Consider the following 17,147-nt stretch of genomic DNA (forward strand, 5'->3'; position numbering starts at 1 on the left):
GATCTGTCACAATGACGCTATGCCGAAAATCATTGGAGATAACCTCGCCGACCATCGACAGATGACGCGCCGACTACTTTTCGATGCGCTGGGTGACTTGCTCGCAACGACGCCGTTCGATGCCATCACCATGTCACAGATCGCGAACCTTGCCGGAGTTGGCCGCACCTCCGTGTATAACCACTTCCCCGACAAAGAAATCCTCCTGCTGGCCTACATGCGCGAAGTCACCGCCGAATTCACCGAGATGCTCACCGAAGCACTCGACAATGAACCCGACGCCCTCGAGCAGATGCGTCTCTACCTTCGTGCCTACCTGGAACTCACCGCGAAATACCACGTGACCTCGGGAATGAATCTCCACCGCGAGATCTCCGCCGAGAATGCCAGTCACCTCGCCGATCACGCATCAATCGTTGGGCGTGTCCTCCTGGACATCCTGACCAAACTCATCGTCAACGGCCTCATTCCCCGGCAAAACCCACACACGCTGGTCACGCTCATTCACTCAACCCTGTCCGGCCAACGCCTCCCCATAGAGCCGCGGGCCCGAGATGAACATATCGCCAACGTCCAGGCGTTCATCCTCCGAGGCATCGGAGTCGCACCCGAACTCGTCACCCCTGCCTCCCCCGGTGACACAGACGAGCCGGTGGCCTCCGATGACACCGGTTCACCTTCGGCGTTCCTGCGCTGCCCAGTACACGCCTGAGCTCGGCCTTTCGCTCTGGTGACACAGACTCGGCGGACAACACCCTGACAGAGAATCTGCGGCGGTAGTGTGCTGTCGACGCCGGACCCGTTTCGATGCGGAAGGGATGTCGACCACAAGCACGCCCACCCATCGCGTGTACCCATCGCGTGTAGCCAGCCACATTTCGGCGAACACGCATCATTGGCGGAATAGACGCTGATCCGGCATCGTTGAGGGGAGTAACACGGCGTCGCTGACCATATGACTCATATGGGAAGCGCGCCCACGGTGGTGACGTCCACACCTCGCGGACATCACCATCACGAGCTGTCACCCTCAACGCGGGTGACGCACCCACACATGTTCACGCTGGAAATCCGGCCAACTGAAAGAGAGACCCCATGTCAACGATCGAGCTGACAAAGGACAATTTCGAAAAGACCGTCGCAGACAACCCGATCGTCCTCGTTGACTTCTGGGCCTCATGGTGCGGTCCATGCCGTCAATTCGGTCCAATTTTTGAGGAATCCTCAAACACTCACGACGACATCGTCTTCGGCAAGATCGACACCGACGCCGAACAGGAACTCGCAATGGCTGCGCAGATCTCATCGATCCCGACTCTCATGGCTTTCCGTGACGGCATCGCTGTGTTCCGCCAGTCCGGAGCACTGCCATCAGCTGCCCTTGAGGATCTCATCGGTCAGATCAAGAACCTCGACATGGATGATGTACGCAAGCAGATCGCCGAGCACGACGCTGCGCAAAGCTGAGTTCTCATACCACTTCGCGGGCCGCTGAGGTGCGATACCTCAGCGGCCCTTTGTCCTCTCTGAGATGTCCCGACATCTCCATAGGGATCTTTACGTCACAGTGAAATCTTTCAGTGTGACGTTTTGGCGCAAAACGACGATATTTCGGCAGATTTTGGTCGTTAACGTCACAGCGAATTCTTTCAGTGTGACGTTTTTGTCCGGGGAGGGGGGCTAGCGGTTCATGCGGGTGCGAGCGCATTCACCCCCGGGGGGCTAGCGATTCATGCGGGTACCAGCACATCAGACACTCGCGAATCCCCGCACGCACTCGCCGGGCAGCGGGTTACCAAATGACCCGAGGTCGCCAAAACCTCACGATCTACGCGCCGAGCAGCTCCTGGGCAACGACCTCGGCAACCTGGATCGCATTCAGAGCCGCACCCTTACGCAGGTTGTCGCCCGACACAACCAAAACGAGGCCACGCTGTCCTTCGACACCCTGATCCTGACGGATGCGGCCCACAAGAACCTCATCGCGACCGGCAGCTTCCAAAGGCGTCGGCACATCAACAACGCGGACGCCCGAAGCAGCGGCAAGCACCTCGCGTGCCTTTTCCGGCGTGATATCACCGGTGAACTCAGCGTGAATGGTCAAGGTGTGCCCGGTAAAAACGGGGACTCGCACGCATGTGCCGGACACGCGAAGGTCGGGGATGTGGAGAATCCGACGCGATTCGTTGCGCAGCTTCTGTTCCTCATCGGTTTCCAACGAACCGTCATCAACGATTGAGCCTGCAAGGGGAACAACGTCAAAAGCAATCGGAGCAACGTAGACCTGCGGCTCAGGAAGGGTGACGGCACGTCCGTCAAGGGCAAGACCCGTAAGTTCCTGAGAAAGACCTGCCTGCGTCTGAGTCACCAGTTCCTGAACGCCCGCGATTCCCGATCCGGAGACCGCCTGGTAAGAGGACACCACAAGTCGCTCAAGCCCACCGGCGACCTCGACAAGCGGCTTCAGCACCGGCATGGCAGCCATCGTCGTGCAATTCGGGTTCGCAATGATGCCTTTGGGGCGGTTCGCGACGTCTTCGGGATTGACCTCGGAGACCACAAGCGGCACGTCCGGATCCTTGCGCCACGCCGATGAATTGTCAACAACAACGGATCCAGCGGCAGCGAACTTCGGCGCATATTCGCGCGAGGCCGTGGCCCCGGCAGAGAACACCGCGATGTCGATTCCGGAGTAGTCGGCGGTAGCAACATCTTCAACAGTGATGTCGCGTCCCTTCCATTCAAGCGTCGTTCCTGCTGACCGTGCCGATGAGAAGAAACGAATGGTCTTCACAGGGAAGTCACGCTGGTCAAGAAGAGTTCGCATGACGCGCCCGACCTGTCCGGTCGCTCCAACAACTGCAACGTTAAGTCCGCTCATAATGGTTTTCCTTGCGTCAGTGGTGAGTGAGAGATCTGATGACACCGTCGGCCAGGGCATCATGTCCAGGGCCGCCGCGTGGTGTCAGGGGCGTTAGCGGCCAGTACCACCGTAAACAACGGCCTCAGATTCCGTGGAATCCAGACCAAAAGCGGTGTGAACGGCCTGAACAGCCCGATCAAGGTCGTCAAGTTTCGTCACAACGGAAATCCTGATTTCCGAGGTCGAAATGAGATCAATGTTGATCCCCGCATCGGACAGAGCCGAGAAGAGCTTCGCCGACACACCGGGGTTCGTGCGCATTCCCGCCCCAACGAGGGAGAGTTTGCCGATGTTCGGGTTATAGCGCAGATCCTGAAAATTCAATTCGTCGCGCGCAGCCTCAAGGGCAGCAAGGGTCTTCTTCGCATCGCCCTCGGGAAGCGTGAAAGTGATATTTGCACGGGTCGGATCGGCGGTCGGGATGTTCTGAACAATCATGTCGATGTTCGCCCCGATCTCAGCGCAGATCGAGAACACGCGCGCAGCTTTACCGGGGGAGTTCGGAATGCCGGTGACCGTGATCTTGTCTTGTGAACGGTCGTGAGCGATACCGGAAATAATCGGTTCTTCCATAGTGTCCTCCTGGTTGTGGGCAAGTGCGGCGCTGGGAACCATTCCCTCAAGCTCCGGATGTGCAGGCGCGTCAGAAATCCATGTTCCATTGTTTTCCGAGAACGATGAACGCACATGCAGAGGAACGCCGTAACGACGAGCGAATTCAACGGCGCGCAAGTGCAGAATTTTTGCTCCATGCGCCGCCATTTCAAGGGTCTCCTCCTGCGTGATCGTCCGCAGCCTATGGGCCTTAGGAACGATCCGCGGATCCGCTGAGAAGAGCCCGTCAACATCCGTGTAGATCTCGCACACATCCGCGTGGAGTGCCGCAGCCAGGGCAACGGCGGTTGTGTCTGATCCTCCACGTCCAAGCGTTGTCACGTCCTCGTCTTTCGAGACCCCCTGAAAGCCCGCAACGATCGCGACTTGACCTCCGCGGATCGACCGCGCAACGCGTTCGGGAACCATGCCAACAATTTGGGCACGCCCGAAGTGTGAATCTGTACGAATACCGGCCTGCGCACCGGTGTACGCCTGAGCGGGAACTCCGAGTTCATTCACAGCCATCGACAGCAGTGCCATCGAGATGCGCTCACCGGCCGACAGGAGAATATCCATTTCACGTTCCGGAGCATTGCTCGTGATTTCAGCGGCTGTGTCCAGCAGGTCATCGGTGGTATCCCCCATCGCGGAAACCACAACAACAACCTGATGTCCCGCGTCGTGGGTTTCGACGACGCGTTGGGCAACTCGCTTCATGGCCGCGGCATCGGCCACGGAGGAGCCACCATACTTCTGAACGATGAGCGCCACTTCGTTCCCTGCCTAACTTCGTTCCCTACTGTGTTCGTACATTCGATGAAGGTTGTACGAAACCGACATCCATCCTAGGTATGCCAGCACGCCGGGTGGAATACGACCGCAATACGGAACACGGCGCGGGAAGGTGCGCACGCTTGTTCGCCCAGCTCATCCGAAGATGGAACGTTCACCACCCCTGTAGCAAAGGTGCGCAAGTATTCATAGAGTGGACGTAACGGAGAACACCCATCAGTGTTCCCCACGACCGGTGGGCCGCGTCAAGCGCCAGCGGTGTCGGACGTGTTGGCGTACGACACCCCATGCGTCAGACCGACAACGTGAGGCAAGGAGTTCACCATGACAACCACGATTTATGGAACACCCGTTGTTCAGGGAGCGGCCTTCGCGCCTGCTCTGTGGGTGCGCCGCCCCGAACTTCCCGCCGAAACCGCACCCGCACTTGCACTGGAAGCCCGCGAACCCGAGGTCTCCCGATTCCTTGAATGTGCAAACACTGTCGCTGACAACCTGCTCAACCGTGCGTCACACACAAACGGCCAAGCCGCCGAAGTCCTGACGATGACCGCATCAATGGCAACGGACCGCGCGTGGACAAAGGACGTCTCCACTCGCATTCGCAAAGGCATTCCCGCCGTTCAGGCCGTCATGGCCGCAACCGCCCGATTCGTTGTCATGTTCGAGACAGCCGGGGGCGTCATGGCCGAACGCACAACCGACCTCAAAGATGTGCGCGACCGCGTCATCGCTCACCTGCAAGGAACTCCCGAACCCGGAATTCCCAACGCCACAGAACCCTTCATCCTGTGTGCCGACGACCTCTCCCCCGCAGATACCGCCGAACTTGATCCCCACCTGTGTCAGGCAATCATCACGCAGCTTGGCGGACCAACATCACACACGTCAATCATTTCGCGTCAGCTGGGGATTCCCTGCATTGTTGCCGTGCGTCGTCTCGGTGAAATTGCCGAAGGCTCCTTCGTCCTCGTCGATGGGAAAGACGGCTCAATCACCGCCGATATCGACCACGACGCCGCCCGAGCTCGAGTAGCCGAAGACCGCGAGCGCGCCGAAAAGGTCGCACGATGGACAGGACCGGCAACAACCTCAGATGGTGTGCGCGTCCAGCTTCTGGCGAACGTCCAGGACGCTCCAACCTCGATCAACGCCGCGCACAGTGGGCTCGCCGAAGGTGTCGGTTTGCTCCGCACCGAACTTGCTTTTCTCAACGCCGCGATTGAGCCGAGCGTCGATGAGCAGACGGTGAGTTACGCCAACGCCATTGAACCGTGGAAAGGCTCCAAGGTTGTCTTCCGCACACTCGACGCAGGATCGGATAAGCCCGTGGCCTACGCGACCTTGCCCGAGGAACCGAATCCCGCTTTGGGTGTTCGGGGAATCCGCACGACCGGGCCCCACCCGAATGTTCTCCAGAATCAGCTTGACGCCATCAGTATTGCTGCGATGGCTCATCCTCAGACCGAGGTATGGATCATGGCGCCGATGGTGTCGACGATCCCCGAGGCTCGGTGGTTTGTCAGCCTGGTGCGTCAGCGCTGCGAAGAGTTCGGTGTCAATCTCAAAGCCGGAATCATGATCGAAGTTCCCGCAGCAGCTATCCTCATCGATCAGTTCGTGGACATCGTTGACTTTGTGTCGCTGGGAACGAATGACCTCACGCAGTACACGATGGCCTCGGATCGGCTTTCTCCAGATCTTGCCGAGTACGCCGATCCCTGGCAGCCGGCACCTTTGGCCCTCATTCGTCGAGTTGCCGAGGCCGGGGTTCGCCTGGGTAAGCCCGTTGGGGTATGTGGCGAGGCCGCCGCCGATCCGATGCTGGCGTGTGTGCTTGTCGGAATGGGTGTGACCTCGCTGTCGATGGCGTCAGGGGCGATTGCCGGTGTGGGCGCACAGATTGCTGAGGTGTCTGCGGATCAGTGTCGTGCCGCTGCGGATGCGGTTGTTGGGGCGGTAGATCCGGGCGAAGCGCGTCATCGTGCGCGTCTTGCCCTGGGACTGTGAGTGGGACTGTGAGGGTTTGACGGCTACGGCAGCGCTGTTCTCGAGGACGACGCCCCCACTCATCTGATCCGTCTCATAATGTGAGCGAAAAACGTCCATTTGATGTTCACGAAGTGGTCACCGTCTGTCCGCACACGATCGACCGGGCTAGCGTCACGGGAAGAAACAGACATCCATAGGTGGAGGACTCCCGTGAAACGCTTACCATTCATTGCGGCGATTGCTGCTGGCGTCGCATCGTCACTCATCCTTGCCGGCTGCTCAGGTTCAGGCTCGGCTTCCTCGCAAGCCGGAGAATCCGGGGCTTCCGCACACTCCAAGTCCGCCGAATACACCATCGGTATCAGCCAGATCACCACGCATACCGCGCTTGACGCTGCCCGCGAAGGATTCAAGAAAGCCTTTGAGGAGGCCGGAATCTCCGTGAAGTTCACGGAAGAAAACGCCCAGGGCGACCAGGCAACCGCAACGTCGATCGCCTCGAAGTTTGCCGAGGACGACCTCGACCTCGTCCTCGCCATCGCCACTCCCACCGCGCAGGCCATGTCCCAGGCGATCTCCGATACCCCGATCCTCTTCACCGCCGTGACCGACCCCGTGTCCGCGCAACTCGTTGACTCACTCGACGCTCCCGGAGCCAATATCACGGGAACAACCGACATGAACCCCGTTGCCGACCAGATCGAACTGGTGAAGAAGTTTGCCCCCGATGCCGCATCTGTCGGCATCATCTACTCCTCAGGCGAAGTCAACTCCGAAGTCCAAGTAGATCTCGCGAAGAAAGCTGCGAAGGAAAACGGCCTGACCGTCGTTGAAACAACGGTAACGAACTCCGCTGAAGTCCAGCAGGCCGCCGAGGACCTGGCGAAGAAGGTCGACGCGATCTACGTCCCCACCGACAACACCGTCGTTTCCGCCCTCGCCTCCGTTGTCCAAGCAACAGAAACCGCGAAGATCCCATTGATTTCAGGCGAAGCTGAGTCCGTGAAAGACGGAGCACTTGCCACCTACGGAATCGACTACTTCACCCTGGGTCGACAGACAGGGGAAATGGCGATCAGGATCCTCACCAAGGGCGCCGATCCGGCCTCCACTCCCGTCGAGGCACAGGAAAAGACTGAATTGACGATCAACGAAACAACCGCGCAAGCCATCGGTCTGACAATCCCAGAGGATCTGAAGGCAGCGGCAACTCTCGTCCACTAAGGCAACTACCGCTTCGCTTCCTCTTAGGCCCAACCCCGGAATAACGCGAAGCGAACAGACTGAGGTGCGGCGTCGTCCTCGTCAATAGGAGCGACGAGGGCGACGCCGCCAGAACATACGCCCAACTCACCCCACCTGACACCGAAGTACCCGACACCACGACATACTCACCTCACCGATAAAGGACTCACCGTGCTCACTGCTCTTGATCTTGGATTGATCTACGGCCTGATGGCGCTAGGGGTCTATCTGACGTTCCGAGTGCTCGACATCGCCGACTTAACGGTCGATTCGTCGTTCACCACGGGCGCCGCAATCGCAGCCGTCATGATCACGGCTGGGCAGAACCCGTTCCTGGCAACATTCTGCGGATTCCTCGGCGGATGCATCGCAGGGACAATCACCGGGGTGCTTCACGTCAACGCGGGAATCCACCCGCTTCTGGCTGGGATTCTCACGCAGATCGGCCTCTACTCCATCAACTTAAGAATCCTCGGCAAAGCAAACGTCCCTCTGCTGCGCGGAGTAGACACCACACTGTCGGGGCTTCGCGCCAATGGACTCCTGGGCTCGTGGGTGTCGATCCTCATTTTTTCCGTGCTCCTCGCGGTCGTCACAACATGCTTCAACTGGTTCCTCTCCACGCAGATCGGACTGGGAATGCGCGCCACCGGCGACAACGAAGGCATGGCTCGCGCCCAAGGCGTAGGAACCGGGACGATGAAAGTTTTCGGGCTCGCACTGTCCAACGGCCTCGTCGCACTGTCGGGAGCGCTCGTGGCCCAATATCAGGGATTCGCAGACATCTCGATGGGAATCGGACTCATCGTCGCGGGCCTGGCATCCGTCATCATCGGAACAGCCCTCATCGGGTCTCGCGGAGTTTGGGTGACCTCGCTCTTCGTTGTCCTCGGTTCCATCATTTACCGAGTGATCATTCAGCTGGCTCTCGGCATCGAATTCCTTGAAGCCAACGACATGAAACTCATCAGCGCGATCATTGTGTTCCTCGCGCTCATGCTCCCTCGCTTCGGATTCCTCGCAAAGATCCGCGAGCGCCGCCGGGCACGCACTCTGCCTCCCGAGCCCGACATCACCCACACTCCCGAGGAACGCGACAACGACAAGGTGGTGCTGTGATGCTCGACATCGAAGCGGTAACTAAGACCTTCTTCCAAGGCACCGTCAACGAACGCGTCGCATTGGCGAACGTGTCGCTTCACCTAGACCCCGGTGACTTCGTGACAATCATCGGGTCCAATGGTGCCGGCAAGTCCACTCTGCTTAACGTTGTGTCTGGTCGTTACGAGGCAAACCTCGGGCGCATCACCATCGACGGAGTTGACACGACGCACATGCCTGACTACACAACGGCACGCTACGTGTCCCGAGTGTTCCAAGATCCGATGGCTGGAACTGCTCCGCACCTGACAATCGAAGAAAATCTTGCTCTGGCATGGTCACGAGGACGACGCCGCTCCCTTGGGTTCGCGCTCACTCACAAGCGGCGTGAACATTTTCGCAAGGTCCTCGCCCCGCTTGAACAGGGGTTGGAGAATCGACTGACAGCGAAGGTCGGACTGCTTTCAGGTGGTCAGCGTCAGGCATTATCCCTGACGATGGCAACGTTCTCCGACCCGAAGGTTCTTCTGCTGGATGAACACACCGCTGCGCTTGACCCCGCACGTGCTGCACTTATTACCCGGCTCACTGAGCAGGCCGTGGAACGCCAACATCTGACGACCCTCATGGTCACGCACAACATGGAACAGGCACTGAGCATGGGCAATCGCCTGATCATGATGCACGAAGGCCGCATCATGTTTGAGCTGGCCGGCGAGGATAAGAAGAACGCGACCGTTGACTCACTGCTCGCCGAGTTCGACCACCTGCGCGGTAAATCCACAGCGGGGCTGTCCGACCGAGTGTTACTGGGGTAAAGCCGAGGTATTTGCAGGGGTCTTGCGGGGTTCGGGAGTCTTGCTGGGTTCTGGACTCTGTCGGCGCCTGCGTTTGGGGGAGCCCAGTATCAGGTTGAGCCGGACAAGAACCCGGACTCTTGCCCACGCCTAGGTCTGGGCGCATTCGAGGGCCGCGCCGAACTACAGCGACCTACGCCCCTCAAGCGCACGTCCAAGCGTCACCGAGTCCGCATACTCCAGGTCTCCACCCATCGGTAGCCCCATCGCAAGCCGAGACGTTGCAACCCCGATCGTCTGAAGCGTTCGCGCAAGGTAGGCGGCTGTTGCTTCTCCTTCAACATTCGGGTTCGTTGCGAGAATCACCTCGGTGACGTCTCCATCGTGGAGGCGACCAAGGAGCTGCCCAATGCGGAGCTGTTCGGGACCGATCCCATGAATGGGATCGATAACACCTCCGAGCACGTGATAGCGTCCCCGGAACACGCGTGCTGCCTCAATCGCCTGAATGTCCTTGGGTTCCTGGACAACACAGATCACCGATGGATCACGCCGCACATCCCGGCAAATTGAGCACTGATCTTCCTCGGTGAGGTTCCCACAGATTTCACAGTGGTGAACACGGGATCGCACGGCTCCGATAGCCTCGACCAAGCGGGAGACATCCTCAGGATCTGAATCAAGCACAAATAGTGCCATGCGTTGCGCTGATTTCGGGCCGATCCCAGGCAACCGACCGAACTCATCAATGAGGTTTTGGAGTGCACCCTCGTACATGCCTTAATTCTTTCCCTCGTCGTACACTTCCTCGACCACTTTGCCTCCGAGGATATCGAGCACCGCCGACAATCCGAAATTCGTTGACGTTTCCAGGTCTTCGTCGTCAAATGATGCGGTGTCGTCGTCAATGACCTGTGTTTCTTGTGTTTCTTGCGGTGCGTGCTGCGTCCTCTCGCGCATCTGCGCCTGAACTTCCGCGATGACGGCACGCCGGTCGGGAGTGGGTTGTTCCTCAGGGGCGCCCTGTTGTTCCGGCGCGGATTGGTGCTCTGACGTCAGCTGGTGTTCCGGAGCAGGCGGTTGTTCGGATTCTGCGCGCCCGTGAGGAGACGTGTGCTGGTTCGACACCGCGGGAGAGTCTGCTTCGTCGAAAACAACCCGCCCCTCGCCGCCGGGGATCGCAACCGCTTCCTCCCAGCTGCTCATCGCCTGTCTGGCCACGTCAGGTTCCGGTGCATATCTCATTGACGAGGACGAGGCCGGCTTCTTTTCACCCCGCGTATCCCTGGGCGTTTCGCCGGGTTCGGGGTAGTGGAAGGGTTCCGATGGGTCCTGCGAAGACTCAGCGGCTTGAGGCTCAGCGGGTAGAGATTCAACCGTGGTCGATGCAGCGGACACATCCTGAACTGGCGAAGAATACGACGCGTCGTCCTCGTCCCCCGAAGACTCCTTCGATGTGGCAGAGGGGATCGAAGTGGCAGACGCGCTCACGGAATCGGTTGCCACATGATCCGCTGCCACCTGATCTGTGTTGGCAGGCAGTTCATCTCGGGCCGAAACCTGGGCTGTATCGTGGGCCGTCAATTCCTCGGATACATCAGCATTCGCCCGCTGGAACTGTTCGTGCGGCTCGGATTCCTCAGAGTGTGCCTCCGCTGAGGCTTTCTCAAAAGGGGGCGGCTCCGAGACCCATCCCTGGTCGTCGGTGCGCGGGCCGGTGTGGAACTCGTGGCGAGGACCCGTCTTAGTCTGATCACGGGATGCGTCCGCTGTGGGAGCCGAAACCGCGGGGCCACCCGCAGCCTGTCCAACCTGGGCCGTCACCGACACGTTCAGGCCAAGGACATCCTGAATTGCGCGTTCAACGTCTTGGAAGCGACCTCGGCTCATGAACTGAGCAACAAAACCCTGACTGGGGAAGAGGATCACAACGGTTGATCCGTCAACTGCTCCGAGCTGTCCGTTACCGCTGACCTGCGTCCATGTCACACGGTTCATTGAACTCAGGCGTTCAACGACTTCGCCCCAACGATTGCGCAGCATGTCGGCGTCGCGGCCCGTGCCAGGCGTATGCCCGGCCTCGGTCTGAGAGTCTGGGGGTATTGGCCGACCTTGGCCAGTATTGGCTTCCCGCTGACTGTCCGGATGAGTGGACTGAGTGCCCGGCTGCTCCGGCTGCGGGCGCGCCGGAGTATTCTCTGCTGCCACCGACTGCGGACTCGACGCGGACGAATTCTGGATCCGCCCAGATGCGGGCTGGCTGGGTTGAGCATCGTCATGCCCATCCTGGGACCCGGGGGTTCGCGGTTGCACATCAGCCCACGCATTCGCCTCAGCAGGGGCGGACTGAACGGGCTGACGCGGCTGTTCACGTCGATTATCGGAGGGTGCCTCACCCTGGTGTGACGCGGAATTCTCACGATTGCGCAAAGCTGAATCAGCAGGTTCGGGCCCACGTGTCGGCGTGGACGCGGGTGTAAAATTCTGCGGCTGAGCGGGTGCAGGTGCCGGCGTTGACATTCCTTCCGCTACGGGCGCGCTTGACACCGTCTGAGCAGGTGCGACCTCGGATACTGCCGATTGCGGACTCGACGCAGGCCGATTCTGCCCCTGGGACTGCTGATATGCCGCAAGCGCTTCGAGACCTCGCGGACCGCGGCCCCCACTCTGGCCTCCCCCGGCGAAACGAGCCTGATCACGCTCGTTGGGGGCACCGCCACCGTGAATACCAACACCACCGGGCACACCACCCTGAGCAACACCCTGGGCATTCACGTGACCGACCTGCGCCCCGCCAAGGGGAACAAGGATTCGACCGATGAGTAGTTCAAGTTGCAGCCTGGGCGAGGTTGCTCCGGCCATTGTCCGCAGAGCCTCGTCCGTCAAGTCCGCGGCCCTCGACAGCGCACGACTTCCCCAATTCTTCGCCTGACGCTGCATACGCTCGAACTGATCAACGGGAACACCGCTGAGCACGTCTGCTGCACCGTCACCTGCAACGGAGACGATGAGTAGGTCACGTAAGCGCTGAAGGAAGTCCTCCGCAAAACGTCGGGGTTCGTGACCGGAATCCACCATGCGTTCAACGACGCGGAAGGCAGCGGCTCCGTCTCCGCCGGCGAGGGCGTCAACCGTTTCATCCAGTAGCTCGGTGTCCGTGTATCCAAGCAGTGCGATCGCTGTGTGGTAAGTCAGGTGTCCGTCGGATACGCCTGCCATCAGCTGGTCGAGGACGGACAACGTGTCACGTACTGAACCTCCGCCCGCACGCATCACCAGGTTAATCACACCCTGATCAACGGCAATCTGCTCTTTTTCGCACAGCTCCTGGAGGTAGGGAGCCAAAACGTCCGGCGGAACCAAACGGAACGGATAGTGGTGTGTCCGCGAGCGAATGGTTCCGATGACCCGGTCAGGTTCCGTTGTTGCGAAGACGAATTTCACGTGCTCTGGCGGTTCCTCAACGATTTTCAGCAGAGCATTGAAGCCCTGGTTCGTCACCATGTGCGCTTCGTCGATGATGAAAATTTTGTAGCGGTCACGAATCGGAGCGAAGGCCGCGCGCTCACGTAATTCGCGGGCATCGTCAACACCGCCGTGCGAGGCCGCGTCGATCTCGACAACATCCAGGGATCCAGGACCCCCGTTCGCCAACTCAACGCACGACTCGCACGTGCCGCACGGAGTATCCGTTGGTCCTTGAGCGCAGTTGAGACAACGGGCAAGGATGCGCGCCGACGTTGTCTTTCCACAACCACGCGGCCCTGAAAATAGGTACGCGTGAGTTACCCGGTTCGCGCTCAAGGCCGCGCGTAACGGTTGGGTGACGTGGTCTTGCCCGATCACCTGGTCGAAGGTGTCGGGGCGGTATCTGCGGTACAGGGCTGTGCTCACGATCCAACCCTACGTGCCTCCACTGGCATTTGTGGCACCGATCCGGAACTCTGTGGGTCTTTCGACTGGAGATTCCAGGCAAAGAGAGGTGAGTGGACGTCCTCATCGACAAAAACATATATCCTGACGTGTTACCCACCGCTTGAAGGAACGCCATGCCGAAGCCGCTTACCCAGCATCCACATCTTGTTCTTGGTGCCCGCATCCAGGGAATCCTCCCGAACGAAATCGCGGAAATCCTCGCTGTCAATTCCTTGGCGGAAGATGTTGTTGAGGTGACACTCAAGGACTCCACAGGGACCCCCACAACGCGAATTTTCAACCGAGACGACATCGATAACTTCAGCCTGGCACCACCGACTATAGACCACCCAGAGTTCGATGCCGATGCCGATGATTTCCGTCTCGCCGCGGAAGCTCTACGGATCAAATACGCAGCGCTATACGATCCAATGATCGCGATCAATAGCTCCCACATTGATCCCCTTCCGCATCAGATCCGTGCGGTCTATGAGGAGCTTCTTCCGCGGGTACCACTCCGTTTTCTTTTGGCAGATGATCCGGGTGCAGGTAAGACCGTGATGGCCGGTCTCTACATTAAAGAACTCATTCTTCGGGGCGATTGCGAGCGGGTGATTATTGTCGCCCCCGGAGGGCTCGTTGAACAGTGGCGCGAAGAATTGTTGGAGAAGTTCGATCTGCGTTTCGAGGTTTTTGGCCGCGAAATGCTCTCGGATTCACTGGACATGAACCCTTTCGAGCAACATCCCCGCCTAATCATCCGGATGGACCAGGTTGCCCGAAATTTTGACCTCATGGAACTTCTCGGTGCCGTTGAATGGGATGTCGCGGTCATCGACGAGGCTCACCGAATGACCGCTCATCATTCAACTCTTTTCTCTGGCATCCAGGAGACGAAGCGTTTCACTCTAGGGCGGCTGTTATCCGAATCCGCACGAAATTTCCTTCTCATGACGGCAACACCTCATTCGGGTAAGGAGGAGGATTTTCAGGTCTTCATGTCGTTACTTGATCACGACCGCTTTGAAGGCCAGTACCGCGAGCTTGATCACTCACGCAACACAAACGGTCTGATACGCCGGATGGTCAAGGAAGATCTGCTGACGTTTGAGGGTAAACCCTTGTTCCCCATGCGTAAGGCGTACACGATGCACTTTACCTTGAGTGACAACGAGCGTGACCTGTATGAACAAGTAACGAATTATGTCCGTAAAGAAATGGGACGCGCCGATCGAATCTCCCGCAATGGCGACAAGAAACGCGGGAATACTGTCGGTTTCGCGTTGACGGTTCTCCAGCGTCGTCTTGCCTCAAGCCCCGAAGCAATCCTGCGATCCTTGGAGCGTCGCCGCGATCGTCTCAGCCGTCGACTGTCCGAATTCCACACCATAGCTTCCGACATGGTGACATTGTCCGGCGATCCCTTCAGTAAACCTCATCGTTTTTCTTCGGGGGACGAGGACGAACCCGGCAATTGGGATCATCTCTTTGACCTGGTTGATTTTGACGAGCTGACAGATGAGGAACGTTCATCTCACGAAGAACGTATTGAAGATGTCGTTGATTCGGCAACGGCAGCTCAGACAATTCCAGAGTTGCAGGCGGAAATTTCCATCTTAGATGACCTCATTGACAACGCCCGCAGAGTTCGTTCTAGCGGAGAAGACACGAAGTGGGTGCAGCTTCGCGAGATTTTCGACCAGCGCATTCTCAGTCAGCGTGACGGCGAGCCCCGTAAGATCATCGTGTTCACTGAGCATCGCGACACGCTGGAATACCTCCGCGAGAAGATCTCAACATGGTTAGGCCACCCGGAGGCCGTGTTGACGATCCACGGAGGCACAAGCCGCACGGAACGCAAAGCTGTCCGTGAGGCGTTCACTCATGATCCGCGCACGGTCGTTCTTTTGGCAACGGATGCTGCGGGCGAAGGACTGAACCTTCAGCGCGCACACCTCATGGTCAATTACGACCTGCCGTGGAATCCCAACAGGATTGAGCAGCGTTTTGGACGGATCCACCGCATCGGTCAACGCGAGGTCTGTCATCTCTGGAATCTGCTTGCGGACGACACTCGCGAGAGCGATGTGTTTGGTCGACTCTTGACGAAGATCGACACTCAAGAAAAGGCGTTTCGAGGAAAGTTATTCAATGTCTTGGGCGAGCAAGGAGCGTTTCGTGATCACTCGCTTCGGGATTTGCTGGTGGAAGCGATCCGTTTTGGTGATGATCCACAGGTGAGGGACCGCTTATTTGAGGTCATTGATTCCAGCGTGAGCGAGGGATTGGACGAGCTAGTTTCTCAGCGTGCTCTACACCCGGAGCTTTTCAGTTCGTTGAATCTTGAGCAGGTTCGTGCCCGCATGGAGCGCGCCCGCGAACGCCGTCTACAACCAGGCTATATCGAGGCTTTCTTCCGCCAGGCCTTCGCACGTTTAGGTGGGCAGATTCGTTCTCGCGAGAGCGGCCGTTTTGAGCTGACTCGTGTTCCGCGTCGCCTTATACAGGCAGGTTTCCGTCTCAATCGCTTGTCGCCAATTCCGGAACGCTACGAGCGGGTGACTTTTGTTCCACATCGCGTACGCGTTGACGGCCTACCCGATGCCTCACTCATTGCTCCAGGGCATCCGTTGTTGTCTGCGCTGATTGATGTCACGATTGAGGATCTGGGGAAGACACTGCGGCGAGGCACGGTCCTGGTGGATCGTCGGCCAGCTCCCATTGATTCACCAGCATTGCTCTTTGCATTGGAGCAGTCCATTATGACGTCACAGGGTCTGACAGCGTCACGTCACTTCGACTTTGCATTTCTCTCCCATTCGGGGAACATTTCTGTGTCGCATGTTCCCCCCTATCTTGAGTTTGATCGTATTGACGAGGACGAGGCTCACCTTCTTCCTCGAGTAGTTGATTCAGAATGGCTGAGCAAAGACCATGAGAAAGACCTTCGCGGATGGGCGTATTCCGTCGGAGCACTCCCTCGTAAGCGTGAGCTGGAAGAGACACGTTCGGCAGAGTTGGATCGCACGAAGGCGGAGGTTCGTCGTCGTTTGGAAGCAGAGATCAACTTTTGGAGCTTGGAGAGCCTGCGTCTGACTGACGCGGTTCATCAGGGGAAAGTGGATCCTCACGAGGTCAAGCGTGCGAACGACCGAGCGAAGTGTTTGGAGAAGCGTTTGGAGCATCGCATGCTACAGCTGGATGCGGACCGGACGTTGTCTATCCTTCCTGCGGTCATCCGAGGCGTGGCATTGGTCATTCCAGCATCGATGCTCACCAATTCTGCCAATGGTTCCCCCAACCACAGCCCGCTGTTTGGAGTGTCTGCTGAAGCTCGTCGCCAGGTTGAACGGAGGGCGGTCGACGCAGTTCTTGCAACGGAACGCACGCTGGGCCGTGTACCAGAAGAAATGCCTGCGAATAATCCGGGGTTCGATGTTCGCTCAGTCGACTCTCAGGGTCGGGTGTTCTTCATTGAAGTTAAGGGACGGATCGAGGGGGCACCGACGTTTACAGTGACGGCAAATGAGGTGCTATTTGCTCAGACTCAGGGGATTCGTCACCGTTTGGCTCTCGTTGAGGTTTCACGATCAGGCTCCGATTCGGATCGGGTGCACTACGTGGCAGACGCTTTTGCTCGCGTCGATGTTTCGCAGTCAACGCGCTCCTTCAATGAACTGTGGGACGACTACTGGAACCGGGGTGCAGATCCACGCGAACATTCTTCAATACAGAAGATGAGAGATAGGTTCATGAGAGAGGAGATGCGCAGAATCGACCGTTGA

General features: G+C 58.5%; 11 protein-coding genes. 7 read left to right on the top strand and 4 right to left on the bottom strand.

The genetic code is table 11. The features are described from left to right. The first annotated feature begins 19 nt into the window (after window positions 1–19). Both G7Y41_RS09320 and trxA read left to right on the top strand, forming a co-directional pair. On the top strand, window positions 20–712 hold the full coding sequence (locus G7Y41_RS09320; protein WP_165316380.1) for a TetR/AcrR family transcriptional regulator: 693 nt from the start codon (window positions 20–22) through the stop codon (window positions 710–712). A gap of 383 nt (window positions 713–1,095) precedes the next feature. Beyond that, window positions 1,096–1,467 carry a thioredoxin gene (gene trxA, locus G7Y41_RS09325; RefSeq protein ID WP_165216743.1) on the top strand — a complete coding sequence of 124 codons (372 nt, stop codon included), beginning with the start codon at window positions 1,096–1,098 and terminating at the stop codon, window positions 1,465–1,467. 361 nt (window positions 1,468–1,828) lie between these two features. Here trxA and G7Y41_RS09330 read toward each other — a convergent pair whose 3' ends face one another. Next, entirely contained in the window at window positions 1,829–2,881 is a 1,053-nt protein-coding gene (locus tag G7Y41_RS09330) for an aspartate-semialdehyde dehydrogenase (RefSeq protein ID WP_165316379.1), read from the bottom strand. Window positions 2,882–2,974: 93 nt separating this feature from the next. Further along, window positions 2,975–4,291: an aspartate kinase gene (locus tag G7Y41_RS09335; RefSeq protein ID WP_165216747.1), complete on the bottom strand. Its 1,317-nt coding sequence runs from the start codon at window positions 4,289–4,291 to the stop codon at window positions 2,975–2,977. A gap of 345 nt (window positions 4,292–4,636) precedes the next feature. Between G7Y41_RS09335 and ptsP the strand changes: the two genes are divergently transcribed. The 4 genes from ptsP (at window position 4,637) to G7Y41_RS09355 (ending at window position 9,468) form a co-directional block, all read left to right on the top strand. Further along, entirely contained in the window at window positions 4,637–6,322 is a 1,686-nt protein-coding gene (gene ptsP / locus G7Y41_RS09340; RefSeq protein ID WP_165316378.1) for a phosphoenolpyruvate--protein phosphotransferase, read from the top strand. Window positions 6,323–6,514: 192 nt separating this feature from the next. Next, the gene (locus G7Y41_RS09345) at window positions 6,515–7,528 is read left to right on the top strand and encodes an ABC transporter substrate-binding protein (protein ID WP_165216751.1); all 1,014 of its coding nucleotides are present in this window, start codon (window positions 6,515–6,517) and stop codon (window positions 7,526–7,528) included. A gap of 192 nt (window positions 7,529–7,720) precedes the next feature. Then, window positions 7,721–8,668, top strand: a complete 948-nt coding sequence (locus G7Y41_RS09350; RefSeq protein WP_165216753.1) for an ABC transporter permease — start codon at window positions 7,721–7,723, stop codon at window positions 8,666–8,668. Continuing rightward, window positions 8,668–9,468 carry an ABC transporter ATP-binding protein gene (locus G7Y41_RS09355; protein WP_165316377.1) on the top strand — a complete coding sequence of 267 codons (801 nt, stop codon included), beginning with the start codon at window positions 8,668–8,670 and terminating at the stop codon, window positions 9,466–9,468. The genes G7Y41_RS09350 and G7Y41_RS09355 overlap by 1 nt, the downstream gene beginning before the upstream one ends. 162 nt (window positions 9,469–9,630) lie before the next feature. Here the strand turns inward: G7Y41_RS09355 and recR are convergent, their stop codons facing one another. Next, window positions 9,631–10,224 (bottom strand): recombination mediator RecR, encoded by a 594-nt coding sequence (gene recR, locus G7Y41_RS09360; protein WP_165316376.1) that lies wholly within the window; start codon window positions 10,222–10,224, stop codon window positions 9,631–9,633. A gap of 3 nt (window positions 10,225–10,227) precedes the next feature. After that, the gene (locus G7Y41_RS09365) at window positions 10,228–13,341 is read right to left on the bottom strand and encodes a DNA polymerase III subunit gamma and tau (protein ID WP_165316375.1); all 3,114 of its coding nucleotides are present in this window, start codon (window positions 13,339–13,341) and stop codon (window positions 10,228–10,230) included. Between the two features lie 155 nt (window positions 13,342–13,496). On the opposite strand from G7Y41_RS09365, the gene G7Y41_RS09370 reads away from it, so the two are divergent. Then, on the top strand, window positions 13,497–17,147 hold the full coding sequence (locus G7Y41_RS09370; protein ID WP_165316374.1) for a helicase-related protein: 3,651 nt from the start codon (window positions 13,497–13,499) through the stop codon (window positions 17,145–17,147).

The organism is Schaalia sp. ZJ405, from assembly GCF_011038885.2.
In the GTDB taxonomy this organism is placed as follows: domain Bacteria; phylum Actinomycetota; class Actinomycetes; order Actinomycetales; family Actinomycetaceae; genus Pauljensenia.

Coding starts and splice junctions, on each gene's coding strand:
- G7Y41_RS09320 (WP_165316380.1), top strand. CDS start 20: ATGCCGAAAATCATTGGAGATAACCTCGCCGACCATCGACAGATGACG.
- trxA (WP_165216743.1), top strand. CDS start 1,096: ATGTCAACGATCGAGCTGACAAAGGACAATTTCGAAAAGACCGTCGCA.
- G7Y41_RS09330 (WP_165316379.1), bottom strand. CDS start 2,881: ATGAGCGGACTTAACGTTGCAGTTGTTGGAGCGACCGGACAGGTCGGG.
- ptsP (WP_165316378.1), top strand. CDS start 4,637: ATGACAACCACGATTTATGGAACACCCGTTGTTCAGGGAGCGGCCTTC.
- G7Y41_RS09355 (WP_165316377.1), top strand. CDS start 8,668: ATGCTCGACATCGAAGCGGTAACTAAGACCTTCTTCCAAGGCACCGTC.
- recR (WP_165316376.1), bottom strand. CDS start 10,224: ATGTACGAGGGTGCACTCCAAAACCTCATTGATGAGTTCGGTCGGTTG.
- G7Y41_RS09370 (WP_165316374.1), top strand. CDS start 13,497: ATGCCGAAGCCGCTTACCCAGCATCCACATCTTGTTCTTGGTGCCCGC.